Annotated in this window: 15 protein-coding genes; 7 read left to right on the top strand and 8 right to left on the bottom strand. The window is 72.2% G+C overall.

The genetic code is table 11. From position 1 onward, the window contains the following. Positions 1 to 136: 136 nt before the first annotated feature. Positions 137 to 787: a DUF4360 domain-containing protein gene (locus SRB17_RS03600; protein WP_153534484.1), complete on the bottom strand. Its 651-nt coding sequence runs from the start codon at positions 785 to 787 to the stop codon at positions 137 to 139. 130 nt (positions 788 to 917) lie between these two features. Beyond that, the gene (locus SRB17_RS03595) at positions 918 to 1,376 is read right to left on the bottom strand and encodes an RrF2 family transcriptional regulator (protein WP_153534482.1); all 459 of its coding nucleotides are present in this window, start codon (positions 1,374 to 1,376) and stop codon (positions 918 to 920) included. Between the two features lie 78 nt (positions 1,377 to 1,454). Here SRB17_RS03595 and SRB17_RS03590 point away from each other — a divergent pair, with 78 nt between their 5' ends. Further along, positions 1,455 to 4,409 (top strand): glycoside hydrolase family 35 protein, encoded by a 2,955-nt coding sequence (locus SRB17_RS03590; RefSeq protein ID WP_153534480.1) that lies wholly within the window; start codon positions 1,455 to 1,457, stop codon positions 4,407 to 4,409. On the opposite strand, the gene SRB17_RS03585 is transcribed toward SRB17_RS03590, so the two are convergent. Next, on the bottom strand, positions 4,410 to 5,924 hold the full coding sequence (locus SRB17_RS03585; RefSeq protein ID WP_153534478.1) for an alpha-N-arabinofuranosidase: 1,515 nt from the start codon (positions 5,922 to 5,924) through the stop codon (positions 4,410 to 4,412). A gap of 81 nt (positions 5,925 to 6,005) precedes the next feature. Then, positions 6,006 to 7,094 (bottom strand): extracellular solute-binding protein, encoded by a 1,089-nt coding sequence (locus SRB17_RS03580; RefSeq protein WP_153534476.1) that lies wholly within the window; start codon positions 7,092 to 7,094, stop codon positions 6,006 to 6,008. Positions 7,095 to 7,320: 226 nt separating this feature from the next. Here SRB17_RS03580 and SRB17_RS03575 point away from each other — a divergent pair, with 226 nt between their 5' ends. The 3 genes from SRB17_RS03575 to SRB17_RS03565 are packed head-to-tail and all read left to right on the top strand — an operon-like array spanning position 7,321 to position 10,617. After that, positions 7,321 to 7,998: a toxin-antitoxin system, toxin component family protein gene (locus tag SRB17_RS03575; RefSeq protein WP_153534474.1), complete on the top strand. Its 678-nt coding sequence runs from the start codon at positions 7,321 to 7,323 to the stop codon at positions 7,996 to 7,998. Next, positions 7,995 to 9,221, top strand: coding sequence for an MAB_1171c family putative transporter (locus SRB17_RS03570; RefSeq protein WP_323374918.1), 1,227 nt, complete (start codon positions 7,995 to 7,997; stop codon positions 9,219 to 9,221). Before SRB17_RS03575 ends, SRB17_RS03570 begins: the two co-directional genes overlap by 4 nt. Continuing rightward, on the top strand, positions 9,214 to 10,617 hold the full coding sequence (locus tag SRB17_RS03565) for an FAD-dependent oxidoreductase (protein WP_153534472.1): 1,404 nt from the start codon (positions 9,214 to 9,216) through the stop codon (positions 10,615 to 10,617). Before SRB17_RS03570 ends, SRB17_RS03565 begins: the two co-directional genes overlap by 8 nt. 128 nt (positions 10,618 to 10,745) lie before the next feature. On the opposite strand, the gene SRB17_RS03560 is transcribed toward SRB17_RS03565, so the two are convergent. Together SRB17_RS03560 and SRB17_RS03555 are read right to left on the bottom strand one after the other, a co-directional pair. Further along, positions 10,746 to 11,594, bottom strand: a complete 849-nt coding sequence (locus tag SRB17_RS03560) for an SMP-30/gluconolactonase/LRE family protein (protein ID WP_153534470.1) — start codon at positions 11,592 to 11,594, stop codon at positions 10,746 to 10,748. Further along, positions 11,591 to 12,364, bottom strand: a complete 774-nt coding sequence (locus SRB17_RS03555; RefSeq protein WP_323374917.1) for an IclR family transcriptional regulator — start codon at positions 12,362 to 12,364, stop codon at positions 11,591 to 11,593. Before SRB17_RS03555 ends, SRB17_RS03560 begins: the two co-directional genes overlap by 4 nt. Positions 12,365 to 12,528: 164 nt before the next feature. Between SRB17_RS03555 and SRB17_RS03550 the strand changes: the two genes are divergently transcribed. Further along, a complete protein-coding gene (locus SRB17_RS03550) occupies positions 12,529 to 13,086 on the top strand; it encodes a hypothetical protein (protein ID WP_228395826.1) in 558 nt (185 codons plus the stop codon). Between the two features lie 138 nt (positions 13,087 to 13,224). Here the strand turns inward: SRB17_RS03550 and SRB17_RS03545 are convergent, their stop codons facing one another. Continuing rightward, positions 13,225 to 14,055 (bottom strand): oxidoreductase, encoded by an 831-nt coding sequence (locus SRB17_RS03545; protein WP_153534466.1) that lies wholly within the window; start codon positions 14,053 to 14,055, stop codon positions 13,225 to 13,227. Positions 14,056 to 14,149: 94 nt separating this feature from the next. Here SRB17_RS03545 and SRB17_RS03540 point away from each other — a divergent pair, with 94 nt between their 5' ends. Beyond that, on the top strand, positions 14,150 to 15,121 hold the full coding sequence (locus SRB17_RS03540) for a LysR family transcriptional regulator (RefSeq protein WP_153534464.1): 972 nt from the start codon (positions 14,150 to 14,152) through the stop codon (positions 15,119 to 15,121). A gap of 3 nt (positions 15,122 to 15,124) precedes the next feature. Here SRB17_RS03540 and SRB17_RS03535 read toward each other — a convergent pair whose 3' ends face one another. Further along, on the bottom strand, positions 15,125 to 15,994 hold the full coding sequence (locus SRB17_RS03535) for a hypothetical protein (protein WP_323374916.1): 870 nt from the start codon (positions 15,992 to 15,994) through the stop codon (positions 15,125 to 15,127). 137 nt (positions 15,995 to 16,131) lie between these two features. Here SRB17_RS03535 and SRB17_RS03530 point away from each other — a divergent pair, with 137 nt between their 5' ends. After that, a complete protein-coding gene (locus SRB17_RS03530; RefSeq protein WP_153535681.1) occupies positions 16,132 to 17,151 on the top strand; it encodes a MerR family transcriptional regulator in 1,020 nt (339 codons plus the stop codon). Positions 17,152 to 17,318 lie beyond the last annotated feature (167 nt).

The following is a 17,318-nucleotide window of genomic DNA, read 5'->3' as shown; positions in this document are numbered from 1 at the left end:
GCGCCTCTTGCGGACATCACTCCTGCTCGAACGATTCCGCAGGTCAACCGGCGGATGACGGTGGACCTGCGAGAACGTCAACCATCGGCGAAGGACACCGCTCCACTCAGAGTGAGGTGTGGCGCGGCGCTCCCGCCTATGTGCTCGGGCAGTCCTTCCACGCCAGGTGGTACACCGTGCTGATGTCTCCGTCCGTGGAGTCCATGGTCATGAAGCTGACCTTGTCCGAGGCCTGCGTGCCCGCGTTCACCCGCAGCTCGGTGTTGATGTTGAAGTTGCGCAGCACCCCGCAGGGCGCCCAGACCAGCTGGGCCCAGTCCGTGCTGTCGGTGGCCTGCCAGTCGTCGTTGTAGGGGCCGTTGAAGGGGTGGGTCCTGGGTACGGTCTGCGAGGAGCCCTGGAAGTAGTACGAGGCCTTCTGGGTGCCGCTCGCGCCGGGCTGGAGTGAGAGGAAGCCGCGGTAGTCGGCCTCGGCTATCGCGTAGGTGAAGCCCTGGGGGACGTGCACCACCAGGTTGAGCTGGCAGTTCTTGCGGAAGGCCGTGGGGTCGGAGGCGCCGCCGGCCTGGGCCAGGTAGTTGCTGTAGGTCACCGTGAAGGCGGTGTTGTCCGGGGAGACGGCCACCGCGGCCGTGCCCGCGGGGCAGCCGGAGCCGTTCACCGTCGCCACGTCGATGACGATCTTGTCCGGGGGCGGGTTGTCGAAGACGGGGGACGAGGACTGAGCGGGTAGCGCGGTGGAGAGGAGAGCGGCTACGGCGCCGCTGAGGAGGAGTCCACCAGCCATGCGTTTCTCCCGGGGTCGGATGTGGGGGGTCTGTGTGGAACCTGTGAAGCGCTCCGCATCGTAGGAAGCCCCCGTCGCCCCCGGGAGGGTCAACTCCGGCCATTCACAAGCCGCCGTTCACACCTGGCTCCTACGGGTTCTCCCAGGACTCCGGTTCCGCCGCCAGGGCCCGTACCGGCTCCGGCAGCGCGTCCGCCGCAAGGTCGGCGATGGTGACGCCCTCCAGGATCCGGCGGACGTTGGCGCGCAGCGCGATCCACAGCGGAAGGAGGGGCTGTGCGGTGCCGGTGTAGGCGAGGCCCGTCGGGCGTTCGCCGCGGACCGAGACGATCGGGCCGTCCACCGCGCGGATCACATCGGCGACCGTGACGCCGGCCGCGTCCCGCACCAGGCGGTAACCCCCGCCCCCGCCCCGCCTGCTGTCGACGATCCCGCCCCGCCTCAGGTCGCCCAGGATCCCTTCGAGGAACTTGTGCGGGATGCCCTGGGCGGCGGCGATTTCCTCTGCCTTCACCGGGCCGTTACCCTGCCGTACGGCCAGCTCCAGTACCGCCCGTACCGCGTAATCCGCCCGCGCCGAGATCCTCATGGGTCCCATTGTGCGGCGTCGTCGCATGGAGAATGGCCTGCACCCGCGCCCCGTAAGATCGCCCGCGGAGGATCCACCTTGGCGCTCAGCAGACGTACTTTCAGTGCCCTGGCCGGTTCGACCGCGCTCGGGCTCGCCCTGGGCGGCAGCGGCGGCCCCGGGGCGCCCTCGGCGTACGCGGCGCGCAGTGTGCCGACCGGCCCGGCGCCCGCCCCGCCGAGCGCCGACGGCCGCCGGCACACCATCGGCTACGACCACTACTCGCTGCTCGTGGACGGCCGGCGGCTGGTGGTGTGGTCCGGCGAGATGCACCCCTTCCGGCTGCCGAGCCCGTCCCTGTGGCGGGACGTGCTGCAGAAGATGCGGGCCCACGGGTACAACGCCGTGAGCATCTACGTGGCCTGGAACTACCACTCCCCCGCGCCCGGCCACTACGACTTCACCGGCGTCCGGGACCTGGACCTGTTCCTGCGCATGGCCGCCGAGACCGGTCTGTACGTCATCCTGCGGCCCGGCCCGTACATCAACGCCGAGGTGGACGGCGGCGGCTTCCCCGGCTGGCTGACGGCGACGAAGGGCACGGCCCGGACCGACGACCCCACCTATCTGTCGTACGTCGACGAGTGGCTGACCCAGGTGAACCGGATCGCCCGCCGGCACCTGTTCACCCAGGGCACCGGCACGATCCTGCTGTACCAGATCGAGAACGAGTACGACGCCCACGTCGACGAGGCCGGCCGGGCCTACATGTCCCACCTGTACAAGAAGGTGCGGGCGGACGGCATCGACGTCCCGCTGTTCCACAACGACAAGGGCAGGAACGGGTACTGGGTGCCCGGATCGTTCGGCACCGGCGGTGAGAAGGGCGGCTGGCTGTACGGGTTCGACGGGTATCCGTCGCCGTCGCAGACCCCGCCCGACTGGGGGCACTACGGCCCCGGTGGGGCGAAGGGCGGGGCCAGTGCCTCGCCGGCCACGCCCGGGTTCGTGCCCGAGTTCGGCGGCGGCTGGTTCGACCCGTGGGGCGGGGCGTGGTTCGACGGCAAGGGGTACGCCGAGTCCCGGCGCACCCGGGACGCCGCGTACGAGCGCCGCTTCTATCTGACCAACCTCGCCAACGGCCTCACCCTGCACAACGTCTACATGACCTTCGGCGGGACCTCCTGGGGCTGGCTGCCCGCGCCGGTCGTCTACACGTCGTACGACTACGGCGCCGCCATCGACGAGGGACGGAACGTCACCGACAAGATCGCGCCGATGCACCAGCTCGGGCATCTGCTGCAGCGCGTGCCCGACTTCGCCAAGCTGGACCGGGCGGCGGACGTGAAGGCCGAGGGCCTGAAGGTCTACCACCTGACCAACCCGGACACCGGCGCCCATGTCTACGTCGCCCGCAACGACGGCACGGACGCGGTCACCACCGATCTGCCGACCGACGCGGGCCGGGTGCGCGTCACCGTGCCCGGCAAGGACGCCAGGCTGCTCACGACCGGACTGAAGCTGGGCGAGCGGACGCTGAAGTACTCCACCGCCGAGCCCGTGCTGTGCCTGAAGGCCGGCCGGCAGGACATCGCGCTGTTCTCGGGACGCCTCGGTGACATGGCCGAGCTGGTGCTGAAGTGCCCGGTGGAGCCGAACGTCATGCGGCTGGACCCGGAGGCCGCCTGGGTCTTCGACAACGACGACGATCTGCATGTGAACGTCCCGCTCGGCGAGGGCGGACTGACCCGGGTGCTGGTGGAGAAGGGCGAGACCGAGACCCCGCTGGTGCTGCTCTTCGCCGACGACGCCACCGCCGTCCGCATGTTCCCGTACGACACCCCGTCCGGGTCCCTGCTGGTGTACGGCCCGGCGCTGCTGCGCCACGCCGAACTGCGCGGATCCGAGGTCCACCTGACCGGCGACGTCACCGAGACGACCACCATCGAGGTGTGGGGGCCGCGCGGGATCGACACGCTGGTGTGGAACGGCCGTACCCTGCCCACCCGGGTCACCCTGTCCGGCAGCCTGATGACCACCGGCCTGCTGCCCGCCACCCCCGAGGTCAAGCTGCCCGCGCTGGGCGGCTGGCGCATGCGCACGGAGAACCCGGAGGCCGGACCCGGCTTCGACGACTCGGCCTGGGCGGTCGCGGACAAGAAGACCTCGTTCAGTACGACCCCTGTGCCCCCGGGGCAGCCGGTGTTGTTCGCCGACGACTACGGCTTCCACTACGGGGACGTCTGGTACCGCGGCTCCTTCACCGACGCCACCGGCCTGGAGGAGGTGTCGCTCGCCTACAGCACCGGCACCCAGGGCCTGTTGACGGCCTGGCTGGACGGGGAGCCGCTGGGCACCCACCGGATGCCGGTGCCGGACAAGAACACGACTGTGCGGAAGGGGAGTTGGGCGGACACGGCCGTCTTCCCCGTGCGCGAGCGGCTGCGCTCTTCCGGCCGGCATGTGCTGTCGGTCCTGGTCCGGCGCATGCAGCACGACCAGGACGGCAAAGGGCTCGACACCCACAAGGCGGCCCGCGGCCTGACGGCGGCCGCCTTCAAGGGGGCCTCGCCGCAGGTGAGCTGGCGGATCCAGGGCGCGGCCGCCCCCGACCCGGTGCGCGGCCCGATGAACAACGGCGGCCTGTACGGCGAGCGCGAGGGCTGGCATCTGCCCGGCTTCCGGGACCACGACTGGGAGCAGGTGAGCTTCCCGCGGGCCGCCCGGTACCAGGGCGTGACCTGGTACCGGACGACGTTCCGGCTGTCGGTGCCGGCCGACGTCGACGCGTCGGTCGGCCTGACCCTGGAGGACGACCCGTACCGGGCCTACCGCGCCCAGATCTTCCTCAACGGCTGGAACATGGGCCAGTACATCAACAACGTGGGCCCGCAGCACACCTTCGTCCTGCCGAACGGCGTCCTGCGCACCCGGGGCACCAACACCCTCGCGCTGGCGGTCCTCTCGGAGTTCACCACGCTGTCGGGGCCGGGCCGGGTCAGCCTGACGCTGCTCGGCAGGGCGACGGGTGGGCTGCCGGTCACGCCGGTCTGATCACGCGAGCCTGATCACGTTCCAGGACAGCGGTTCCAGTACGGCGGTGAGGGTGCCGTCCGCCAGGGCGGTGCCCTCGACCGGGTGCGGGACGACCCGCTCGGGGGCGTCCAGGGTGTTGCGGGCGTCGGGGTCGGCGTCCGCGAGCGCGCTGTGCTCGGTGACGGTAGTCAACTCCATCCCGTTGAGGGCGACTTCGAGCGGCAGGGTGGCCGTGCGGCTGCGGTTGACGGCGAACACGGTGACCGTGCCGTCGGCCGCGCGGACGGCCGTGGCGTGCAGCAGGTCCGTCTCGCCGTACTTCTTCGTCTCGTACGTCGGTGAGTCCACGCGCACGTCGAGGACCTCGCCCCGGCCGTACTGCGACGCCTGCGCGAACGGGAAGAACGTCGTCTGCCGCCAGGCCGGGCCGCCCGGTTCGGTCATGATCGGGGCGATCACGTTGACCAGCTGGGCGAGACAGGCGACGGTGACGCGGTCGGCGTGCCGGAGCAGGGCGATGAGGAGCGAGCCGAGGACGACGGCGTCCGTGACGCTGTAGTTGTCCTCCAGCAGCCGGGGTGCCTCGGGCCAGTCGGACGGGGCGAAGGTCTTGGAGTGCTCCTCCCAGCGGGAGAGGTACCAGACGTTCCACTCGTCGAAGGAGAGGTTGATCTTCTTCTTGGACTTGAGCCTCGCGCCGATGTGGTCGGCCGTCGCGACCACGTTCTCGATGAAGGACTCCATGTCGACGGCCGAGGCGAGGAAGGAGTCCACGTCGCCGTCGGTGGGCTCGTAGTAGGCGTGCAGGGAGATGTGGTCGACCAGGTCGTACGCCTCCTGCAGGACGGTCGCCTCCCACGCGGCGAAGGTGGGCATGGCCTGGCTGGAGGAACCGCAGGCGACGAGTTCGACGGAGGGGTCTGCCTGGCGCATGGCCCGTGCGGTCTCGGCGGCGAGCCGGCCGTATTCCTGTGCCGTCTTGTGCCCGGTCTGCCAGGGGCCGTCCATCTCGTTCCCGAGGCACCACAGCTTGATCCCGAAGGGTTCCTTGTCTCCGTGAGCCGCGCGGAGGTCGGAGAGGGCGGTACCGGAGGGGTGGTTGGCGTACTCCTGGAGTTCGAGGGCTTCGGCGACGCCTCTGGTGCCGAGGTTGACGGCCATCATGGGTTCGGCCTGGGGGCCGAGCTTCTTCAGGAACGCGATGTATTCGGACAGGCCGAAACGGTTGGTCTCGGTGGAGTGCCAGGCGAGGTCGAGGCGTCGGGGGCGCTCTTCGACGGGGCCGACGGAGTCCTCCCACTTGTAGCCGGAGACGAAGTTGCCGCCGGGGTAGCGGACGGCGGTGACGCCGAGTTCGCGGACGAGGTCGAGGACGTCGGTGCGCAGTCCGGCCTCGTCCGCCGAGGGGTGGTCGGGTTCGTAGATGCCGGTGTAGACGCAGCGGCCCAGGTGTTCCACGAAGGAGCCGAAGATGCGGGCGTTGACCTGGCCGACGGTGAAGGCGGGGTCGAGGGTGAAGCGGGCGGTGCGCATTTTCGCCTTTCGGGGTGGGTGGCTTGTGAATCGTTGGCGGGTGCGGGTGATTCGTGGCTGGTCGCGCGGTTCCGCGCGTCCCTAGCGGAGTTCCGGCCAGTCGTCCTTCCAGCCGAGCTCGTTCAGACCCAGCTTCGGAGTGCCGTCGTCCGTTGCGTCGTAGTAGTGGTACGCCAGCCAGGTCTCGCCGTGGGTGCGGAACGTCGACTCGCCGCCGGGGCCGATGCAGCGGCCGTGGGAGGCCAGGAAGAGGTCTCCGCCGCCGTCGAGCATCGGCTTGCCCGTGCTGTCGGTGTAGGGGCCGGTCACGGAGGTCGCGCCCTCCCAGGTGAAGGGCGCGCCGTTGATGAACTGTTCGGCGTCGGCGGCGCCCGCGCTGCTGTACCCGTCGGTGACGTGCTTGCGCAGGAACTCCAGGACCTGGGTGGCCTTGCCGGTGTCGAAGGTGACCTCGGCCCTCGCGTCGTCGAACCAGGTACCGCCGAGCTGGGTGTAGAACGCGACGAAGAACCACCACATGAAGTTCTGGTCGTTGGCGTGGATGCCGAGGGTCTGCAGGCCCTTCTTGGTGGCCTTCTGCGCCTCCTTCAGCACGCCGAACCAGTCGTCGGTGGAGGTGACCGGGACGATCCGGTCGTCGGCGCCGAGCAGGCCCGCCTTCTTCAGCACGTCCTTGCGGTAGAAGCAGAGCTGGACGTGGATGTCGAGCGGGAGGGCGTAGAGCTTGCCGTCGATGACGCCGCGCTTCCACAGCGTGGGGTTGTAGTCCTGCCGGCGCACGCCGTACTTGGCGAGCAGGCCGACGTCCCAGGCGTCCAGGAGCCGGCCCGGCGCGAAGCCGGTGACCCGGCCCATGTGCATGACGCCGAGGTCCGGTGCGCGGTTGCAGGCGGCCGCCATGGCGAGCTTGGTGTAGAAGGGGTTGCCCCACTGGAGGGTGGAGTCCTTCACGTCGATGTCCGGGTGCGCCTTACGGAAGGCGTCCAGCATCGCGATCATGTTGTAGCCGTCGCCGCCGCTGAAGAGGTTCCAGTAGCGCACCCGGGTGCGCGCGGTGGAGGCGAGCGCGTCGGCTCCGGTGCCGAGTGCGGCGAAACCGAAGCTGCCGGCCACGGCCAAGCCGCCCACCACTGTGAGGAGTTGCCTGCGATTCAGGCCAGGTTGTCCCATACCTTGCCCCCATCGTCCCGTGTTGTTCGGCATTTCGAATGCTGCTCGTAACTTCGAACGGGACCGTAGATTCGAAGCGCTTCCGCGTCAATGGGTGGGACACAAGCTCATAGTTGGTTCTCTCTTCGGCCGCGGTCGGCGACGGTCGCCGCATCCCATGACGGGGACACGCCCGGACGCGTAGGCTCTGCCCAGCGGAAGGGGGAGGCGAGCGGAAGGGGAGGCGATGGGCATCGCGGGCGCGCGCGAGCAGGCGGCACGCCTGGCCGCACGGCTGCGGCGCGCCCGACCGGGCTCGGCGATGCGCGCCCTGGCAGGCGACCTCGCCGCCGCCGTCCACGCGCGGCTGGAAACACCAAAGGATGTACGGGAGTTGTGCCGGGCGCTGGGCGAGGAGATGAGCGGGCTGCGCGGCGGACGGCCGGTCGAGGTGCGCTTCGAGCGCTTCCCGGACGAGATCGAGGTCACCGGGCTGTGGCTGGAGTTCGCCGACTTCGACCTGGTGATCGTGGAGGAGCGGGCCGAGGCCGTGCAGCAACTGGTGATCCTGGGCCATGAGTTGTGGCATCTGCACACCGGGCGCCGGCACCCCCGGCTGGCCGGCGACGCGGCGGCCCGGGCGTTCGCCGACGCTCCCGGCTGGCACGGCATGCCCCTCACGGTGGCCGCCCGGCACGGCTCCCGGGAGGCCGACGAGGCCGAGGCGGACGACTTCGGGCACCGCCTGGCCGCCCTGTTCCGGCCCCGTCTCACCGGCTCCGGCGCCCTTCCCGGTCCGGTGCAACGGTCTCTCGGCCCGGTACAGCGGACCCTCGGCTATCGCGGACGCGACCAGGCGAGCGAGCCGAAGGGGCGCGCCCCTGAGGCGGACCGGGCGTCACACAAGGGGGGAGCCACGCGGTGACCCTGGCGCTCGGTCTCTCCGGACTCCTCGGCGAGGTCTCCGTCTCCTTCTGGATCCCCACGGCCGTCCTGGCCGCCGCGCTGGCGATCAAGCTGCCCGGCATCATCAAGATGTGGCGGGACCCGATGCTGCGTGCCGTCGGCGGCCTGCTGCTGTTCGCCTGCGCGGTGTTCGTCTTCGCGGCCCCGAGGACCATCGCCTGGACCAACCGCGTCACCGGGGTGCCGAACATCGCGGCGCCCTGGGTGTACTCCCTGCTCACCGCGCTGTGCGCGTCCTGGCTGCTACTCATCACCGCCTGGCGCAACGGCCGTTCCGACTCGGCCCAGACCCGCCGGGTGACCCGCTGGGTGGTGGCCGCCTACGCGGGCGTGGTCGTCGCCCTGTGGGTGCTCTTCGCCCTCGCGGACGTGCCCGTGGAGCGGCTGCGGGACCTGGACACGTACTACGCCACCACCCCCTTCATGCGCGAGGAGATCCTGCTCTACCTCGTCGCGCACACCGTGGCCTGCTCGGTCACGGCCCGGCTGATCTGGAACTGGATCCGCACCGACGGCCTGGACGGCTGGCTGCGCTGGGGGCTCAGGCTGCTGGGCGTCGGCTACGCCACGAACCTGTGCTTCGACGCGGCCAAGCTCACCGCCGTCGTGGCCCGGTGGACCGGCCACGACCTGGACTGGCTGAGCACCGATGTGGCCCCGGCGGGCGCGTGCGTCTCCGCCACCCTGGTCGCGGTGGGCTTCATCGTCCCGCACGCCGGCCAGTATCTGCACGAGCGCTGGCACGTCCGGTTGCGCCGCCGCGCCCTCGGCCCCCTCTACCAGCTGACGCGGGCCGTCACGGGCGAGCGCGAGCCCTTCGCCCCGCACGCCCCCGCCGAACTGCGCCTGATCCGCCGCGAGACCTTCATCCGCGACGCACTGCTGCAACTCTCCCGGCACCTGGACGAGGACCTGCGCGAACGGTCGTACCGGGCGGCCCTCTCCCTCGGCTTCGAGCCCGACCGGGCCAAGGCCCTCGCCGCCGCCGTGACGCTGCTGCACGCGGCCGGCGGCGAACGTCCGCCACGGGCCGAGTACGCCGGCTCGCCGTCCGGCCCGGACACCACGTACCTCCTCAAGGAGATCCAGGCCGTGTCCCAGGCCCTCCGCCACCCCGACGAGATCACGGCGGTACGCGCCCGCGCGGCCGCCCCGGCAGAGAGCGTGCCCGCGCATGAGTGAACCCTCCTCCCCCGCCAGAACCGCCGTCGTGCTGGGGGGATCCCACACCGGCCTGCTCGCGGCGCGGGCGCTCGCCGAGTCCGCCGACCGGGTCGTCGTCGTGGAGCGCGACACCCTGCCCGAGGGCCCCGAGCCCCGCAAGGGGCTGCCGCAGGCCCGGCACGCCCACATGCTGTGGTCGGGCGGGGCGCGGGCGGTGGAGGAACTGCTGCCGGGGATCACCGACGCGCTGAAGGCCGCCGGGGGCCGCCGGCATCCGGTCACGACCGGCGTGGTGGCCCTCTCCGCACAGGGCTGGTTCCGGCGCTGGCCCGAGTCCCACCATGTGATCCTGGCCGGCCGGGACCTGCTGGACGCGACGATCCGCGCACAGGTCCTCGCCGACGAGCGGATCGAGCTCCTCGACGGCACCGAGGCGCTCGGCCTCACCGGCACCGGCGCCGCGGTCACCGGCGTACGGATCCGGACCCGGGACGGCGCCGAACGCACCCTCGCCGCCAAACTCGTGGTCGACGCCACCGGGCGCGGCTCGCGGGCCGCGCGCTGGCTCGCGGACCTGGGACTGCCCGCACCGCGGATCCGCGAGGTCGACCCGGGCCTGGTCTACGCGAGCCGGCTCTTCCTCGCCCCGGAGGCGGCCCGGGAGGGCTTCCCGGTGGTCAATCTGCAGCTCGATCCGCGCGGCGACGGGCCCGGCCGCTCCGGCTTCCTGCTCCCCATCGAGAACGGCCGCTGGATCGTCACCCTGCAGGGCACCCGGGGCGGCGAACCCACCGCCGCGAACGAGGACTTCATCCCCTTCGCCCGCGAGAAGCTGCGGCATCCGGTGCTGGGCGAACTGCTGGAGCGCGCCGAGCCGCTGTCCGACGTGTCGGTCACCCGCTCCACGCTCAACCGCCGTCACTTCTACGAGCGCATGCCGGCCTGGCCCGAGAACTTCACCGTCCTCGGCGACGCGCTCGCCGTGTTCAACCCGGTCTACGGCCATGGGCTGGCCGTCGCCGCACAGAGCGCGGTGCGGCTGCGCGAGGTGATACGGCGGCACGGCTGGGGCACACCGGGGCTGGCGCGGCGCGTGCAGCGGGCGGTGGCCGGCCCGGTCCGCGCGGCGTGGGACCTGGCGCTCGGTCAGGACGTGTTCCACCCGGGCGCGACGGAAGCCGGTCCCACACTGCGGGACCGGCTCCTTTCGGCCTACGTCGGGCGGCTGATGTACACCGCGACGGGCAACGGCCGCATCGCACGCCGGGTGACGGACGTGACGTCCCTGGAGCGCGGGGCGCACGTTCTGCTGACACCGGGCGTGCTGCTCGCGACGGCCGTGGGGCCGCTGCAACCCCCGTTGACGGAGCCGCCGTTGACCGCGGAGGAGAGGAAAGCGGCGGGGGTCTCGTAGGCCGTCGTCCGGCTGCGGGTCCGCGGTGGCTGGTCGCGCCCACGCGGCGGAGCCGCATGTCGAACACGGCCCCGCGCCCCCAGGGAGCTGCAGCCCCGCCCGCTGCAAGGCACCGCCGCCAGGCGCTGTCAGCCCTGGAACGCCGGTTGGGGCAAGCCCTGTCCCGCTCCCGGAATCACCAGCAAGGACCCCGACAGGGGATGCGGGGCCGACAGACCGGTGCGGGCTGTCGTGACGTACAGGTCGGTCAAGCCGGCGCCGCCGAACGCGCAGGCGGTCGTACGCGGGGCCGGCAACGGGATCACCCGGTCCAGGACACCGCCCGGTGTGTACCTCCGCACCGCTCCCCCGTCCCACAGCGCCACCCACACACAGCCGTCCGCGTCGACCGTCAGGCCGTCCGGGAAGCCCGCGCCCTCCTCGATCTCCACGAAGGGGCGGCGGCCCCGGACGCGCCCGGCGTCGTGGTCGAAGACGTCGATGCGGCGGGTGGGTGTGTCGATGTAGTACATGAGGCGCCCGTCGGGGCTCCAGCCGGTGCCGTTGCTGACCGTGACGTCGGACAGGACCGTCTCCGCCGTGCCCGCGCCGGTCAGCCGGGTCAGCGTGCCGCCGCCCCGCGCCTCGTCGTAGCGCATGGTGCCCGCCCACAGCGAGCCGTCCGGGGCGACCGCCGCGTCGTTCGCGCGCCGGCCCGCGACCGGCTCGTGGTGCAGCCAGCGGAACGTGCCGTCGGGGTCCAGCAGGCCCACGCCGTCCCGGAGGTTGAGGACCAGGCCGCCGCCCGCGCGGGGCTTGACCGCGCCCACGTGCTGCTCCGTCGTCCGCACCGTACGACGGCCCGTGGCCGGGTCGTACGTGTGGACGCGCATGCCCAGGATGTCGAGCCAGATCAGCCGGCCGGCCACCGGATCCCAGGTCGGGCCCTCGCCCAGCTCCGCCTCCGCCCGGACGGCGACCTCGTACCCGGCGCTCATGCCGCGCTCCGGTGGCCCAGCCGCTCCGACAGCTCCGCCGCGCCCTTCGCCGCCAGCTGCTCCAGCTCGGCCCGGCCCTCGTCGCTCCAGCGGATCATGGGGACCGAGATGGACAGGGCCGCGACCACCTGACCCGTGCGGTCGCGCACGGGAGCGGCCACACAGCTCACGTCCGGGTTGGACTCGCGGCTCTCCACCGCGATGCCCCGCTGCCGGATCTCCGCGAGGGCCTCGCGCAGCGCTGCGGGTTCGGTGATGCTGTTGGGGGTCATCGCGGTCAGCTCGGCGTCGTCCGGGATCCGCGCCGCGAGTTCCTGCTCCGGCAGCGAGGCCAGCAGCATCTTGCCGACCGAGGTGCAGTGGGCCGGGAGCCGGCGGCCGGCCGCGGAGACCATGCGGACGGCGTGCGTGGAGTCGACCTTGGCGATGTAGATGACGTCGGTGCCCTCCAGGATCGCCACGTGCACCGTCTCGTCGCAGGTCTCGGCGACCGAGCGGGCCACCTGCTGGCCCTCGGCGGCGAGGTCGAGCTGCTCGGCGTAGCGGCTGCCGAGCTGGTACGGGCGTACGCCGAGCCGGTAGCGTCCGGGCTGTCCCGGCACTTGCACGATGTACGACCGTGCGGCGAGCGTGGTGACCAGCTCGTGCACGGTGGTGCGCGGCAGCTGGAGCTTGCGCACGATGTCGGGGGCGGAGAGCGTCCCGTCCCCGTCGAGGAACAGCTCAAGAATGTCGAGAGCCCGGGTTACGGCAGGCACGAGGCGTCCCACGTCCGGCCCCCTCCCTTGGGTCTAGGCGCCCGTCCGACATTTCGACACCGAGATGTTCGAGATATCAACAGGCGATCGGCATGACGAACACAGGCTAGTCATGCGGCGTTGCGCGGGCAATGGGTCGAAGTGGACACCCGGGTGCGCCGGGCACCATGGGTGCCATGGATCTCGACTTCCAGCTGGTGCTGCTGCGCCGCATGGCCGACCACAACCCGGATCTGGTCGAGGACGCCCGGCACCGGCTCGGGGTGTCCATCGCGGAGATGCGGGAGACCAACAAGCGCTGGCAGGCGATGGCCCGCTCCCCGCGCGCCCGGTCCGCCGCGGCCCGGTACCGCTCGGTCCTCGGCGAGCCCGAGTCCGTCCTCCCGCGCCGGCTCGGCGACGCCGACTGCGAGGCCCGGCGCTGGGCCCTGCCGCTCTGGCCCGACCTGCGCTTCGAGGTGCTGGTCGGGCCGGACGGGGCGGTGTGGAACGAGTGGCTGGTACGCGCCCCCGGCGCCCCGGCACCCAGACTGGAGACCCTGGACGACCTTCTCCCCTGGTCCTGCACCGTCGACGAGGCCGCCCGCGCCTTCGCCCCGGCCCGCCCGCTGGAGGGCACCGCACCGACCCGGTGGGGGCTCGCCTTCACCGCGCCCGGCCCGGACGGCGTACGGCACGAGGCGGTCGCCGAGTTCACCTGGGGGCTGCTCCAGCGGACGGCCGTCATCGGCTGAGCCCGCGTCCCGAAGGGGGCGCCGCGCCCGATGGGGCGCGGGGCTGTGTTCGATACGCGGCTCCGCCGCGTGGGCGCGACCAGCCACGACGGCGCCGCGGCCGAAACACGGCCCGTCCCGGCCCGTCCAGCGAAGCGCTCACGCGTCGAAAGCGGTGGCCCGGGTGCGCTTCTCCCAGGCGGTGACCTCGTCGCGGACCTGGTCCAGGTGGCCCAGGACGGCGCTGACTCCGTCGTCACCGAGCGGCAGCCGCAGCGGGGTGTCCTCCGCGTCCAGCGCGGCCAGGATCAGGGCGGCCGCCTTGGCCGGGTCGCCGGGCTGCGTGCCGTCACCGCCGGCGACCATGCCGCGCGTCCCGGCGACCTTCGCGTACACCCCGCTGTCCGCACTGGCCCCGGCCCGGGCGGGGGCCATCAGCGAGGTCCGGAATCCGCCGGGCTCCACGATCAGGACCTTGATCCCGTACTCGGCGACCTCGTCCGCGAGCGCCTCGGACAGGCCCTCCAGGGCGAACTTCGTCGCGCTGTACGCTCCGAAGCCCGCGAAGGACATCTGACCGCCCATGCTGCTCATCTGCACGATCGCGCCCGAGCGCCGCTCCCGCAGATACGGCAGCACCGCCCGCACGAGCGCCGCCGGGCCGAAGAAGTGCAGGTCGAACAGGTCGCGCAGCTCCCCCTCGGTGGTCTCCTCCACGGCGCCGACGTGGGTGCGGCCCGCGTTGTTGACCAGCACGTCGATCCGCCCGTGCCGGGCCACGACATCGCGGACCGCCGCCTCGGCCGCGGCCACGTCGGTGACGTCCAGTCGCAGCGCCTCGACCTGGTCGGGATGGGCGGCCACCAGGTCGTCCAGGGCCTCGGGGCGCCGGGCCGCGCCGACCACCACGTCACCGGCGGCGACGGCCGCCTCGGTGATCGCCCGTCCGAAACCGCTGCTCGCCCCGGTCACCAGCCAGACCTTGTTCATCGGAACTCCCCATAGCTCTCGTCGGGTTCGACACGAACAACACTGCGGCCGCAGACCGTTGCCCGTCCAAGACTCTCGGTGATGACCAACGGCTATGACCATGGACGTCCACGCCCGCGATCTGCGCTACTTCGTCGCGGTCGCCGAGGAACTGCACTTCACGCGCGCCGCCGAGCGGCTGTACGTCTCCCAGCCCGCACTGAGCAAGCAGATCCGGGCGCTGGAGCGACAGCTGGGGGCGGAACTGTTACGGCGGGACCGGCACGGGGTGGCGCTGACGGCCGCGGGCGAGGCACTGCTGCCGCACGCGCGCACGGTGCTGGCCGCATGGGAGGCGGGGGCGGCGGCCGTGGAGGCGGCCAAGGCGGCCCAGCGCAGCTCGCTGGTCGTGGGCATGAGCACCAGTCCGGGCCGGGGCGGCCTGCTGCCGGCCATCCGCTCCCGCTTCACCGCCACGCACCCCGAGACGACGGTCCGGCTGCGCCAGATGAGCTGGGACGATCCGACGGCGGGCCTGGCCGACGGCACCGCGGACGTCGCCTTCGTCTGGCTGCCGCTGCCCGACGAGGAGCGCTACGCCTGGACGGTGGTCGCCGAGGAACCCCGACTGCTCGCCCTGCCCGAGTCGCACCCACTGGCCGCCCGCGCCGAACTCGACTTCGCCGACGTACTGGACGAGCCGTTCCTCGCCCTGCCCCGGAGCGCGGGCCGGCTCCGGGACCACTGGCTCGCCCTGGACGCCCGCGCCGGCCGGCCGCCCCGGATCGGCGCGGAGATCTCCGGCGCGGAGGAGACGTACGAGGCCCTGGTCGCGGGCCTGGGCCTCTGCCTGGTGGCGGAGGGCAACGCTCCCCTGATCACCCGCGGCGGCGTCACCACCCGCCCGGTCCGTGACATCGGCCCGAGCCGCTATGCACTGGCCTGGCGGAGGGAGGACGGACACCGGCCTCTGGTGCGGGCGTATGCGCAGGCATGCCGGGAGAGTGCCCGAAGGGGCGCGGGGAACGGCGCGACCAGCCACGACTCGGCCGCAGCCGAAGAACGACACCTCCCGGCACCCCAGTAGGCGCTATTCCGCGGCCGCCAGCACCGCCTCCACCACCCGCTCCAGCGACCCCGGATGCAGCCACAGAAACAGGTTCGGCTCCACCAACTCCAGCTCCATCAGCCGCGGCTCACCGTCCTCCCCGTCCACAAGATCCACCCGCGCGTACAGCACCTCAGAACCACCGGGCACCGCACCCAACGCCTTCTCGGCGACCGCCACTTCCGCATCCGTCGGCCGCCACCGTTCCAGATCCGGATGAGCCACCTTCTCCGCGTCGTACGCCGTCCCCGGCGTGAGCACCGCGCCCTTGCGGCTGGCGTGCAGCAGCCGCCCGCCGAAGAACTGCAGCGCCCGCTCCCCGCTGACGTCTATGCCGCGCACGTACGGCTGGACCATCGCGGTGAAGCCCTCGGCGTGCATCCGGGCGAGCTGCCGTACCGCCGTCTCGTGCCCGCCAGGCGTGTAGCGGGCGGCGAACCGGGCGCCGGCACCCGAGGTCGGCTTGATCACGTACTCGTGGTCGTCGGGCAGGTCGGCCGGCTCGCCCGGTGCGATGTAGCGCGTGGGGACGGTGGGCACCCCTGCCGCCGCCAGCTCGCCGAGGTAGCGCTTGTCGGCGTTCCAGCGCACCACGGGCGCCGGATTGGCGAGCCGGGTCAGCGCGCCGACCCGGTCCACCCAGGCCCCGAACTCCGCGGCCCGCCAGCTGTAGTCCCAGGTGGAGCGGATGACGACGAGGTCGTAGCCGCCCCAGTCGGCGTCCGGGTCGTCCCAGTACCGGGCCTCCGCCTCGGCCCCCGCGTCCGTGAGCGCCCGCACCAGCTCCGGGAGGTCGGTGTCCCTGCCGGGCTCGGCGCCGGGGTCGTAGGTGGCGAGGGCGATGCGGGGCACGGCGGACTCCCTGTCGTACGAGGGTGCGAACTCCAGCGAGGCTAACAACCTCGCCCGGAACCGGAACACGGCGGTTGACCTTCACCTTCGGTGAGGCCCCAGCATCGGTGGCGGACGACGAGGAGCGCGAGGTGCTCATGGAGTTGCTGACCATAGGCGCCTTCGCGAGAGCGAGCCGGCTCTCGCCGAAGGCGTTGCGGCTGTACGACGAGCTTGCGTTGCTGCGGCCCGTCCGGGTCGACCCGGACACCGGCTACCGGTACTACGCAGTCGAGCAGCTCGGGCAGGCCCGGCTCGTGGCCTGGCTACGGCGGCTGGGCATGCCGCTTGCCGAGATCCGCGCGGTGTGCGCCCTGGAACCGGCATGTGCGGCGCGGGAGATCCGGGCGTACTGGGCGCGGGTCGAGACGGAGACGGCCGTCCGGCGGGATCTCGCCGCGTTCCTCGTGGACCAGCTGACCGACGCGTCGAGAAGGGACCACACCATCATGCTGGAACTTCGCTATTCCGCCCGCTCCGACCGCGGGCTCGTCCGCCCGGCCAACCAGGACACCGTGTACGCGGGCCGCCGGCTGCTCGCCGTGGCCGACGGCTTCGGCCCGGCGGGGGCGCCCGCGAGCAGCGCGGCGGTGGAGGCGCTGCGCCACCTGGACGAGGCCGAGGAACTGCCCGCGGACGGTGTGCTGAGCGTGCTGGAGGACGCGGTGCGCTCCGCCGGTGAGGCGGTGTGCGACGTGGCCGAGGGCGCCCAGGAGGTCGGCACCACGCTGACGGCACTGCTGTGGACGGGGGCGCGGCTCGCGCTGGCCCACATCGGGGACTCGCGGGCGTATCTGCTGCGCGACGGGGAGTTGATCCGGATGACCCGGGATCACCGGGTGGAACCGGAGTCGCTGCTCCTGCTCAAGGCGCTGGCCGGCGGGATGGATCCGGTTCCGGATGTGCGGTTGCAGGAGGTACGGGAGGGGGACCGGTATCTGCTGTGCTCCGACGGGCTCACCGAAGCGGTGCCCGAGGAACGGATCAAGGAGCTGCTCGCGGCCGAGGACGCGGTGCGGTCGCTGATCGACGAGGCCAATGCGGCGGGCGGACCCGACAACGTCAGCTGCGTCGTGGCGGACTTCGTGGAGGTGGCCGGCGGCGCTGCAGCTCCCTGAGGGGCGCGGGGCTGTATCAATGTGCGGCTCCGCCGCGTGGCGTGGCCAGGCCACCGCTCACCCGCGGTCGCAAGCGTTCAGGACCGGCAGACGGGTGGGCGCCGCCTCGGTCGCACGGTCGTGGAGCGGGCTCCTGGTGTAGGAAGGGGGGCGACGGTCAACCGACA

The sequence above is a fragment of the Streptomyces sp. RB17 genome, assembly GCF_009604455.1.
In the GTDB taxonomy this organism is placed as follows: domain Bacteria; phylum Actinomycetota; class Actinomycetes; order Streptomycetales; family Streptomycetaceae; genus Streptomyces.
This window is presented reverse-complemented; position numbering and strand designations above follow the sequence as displayed.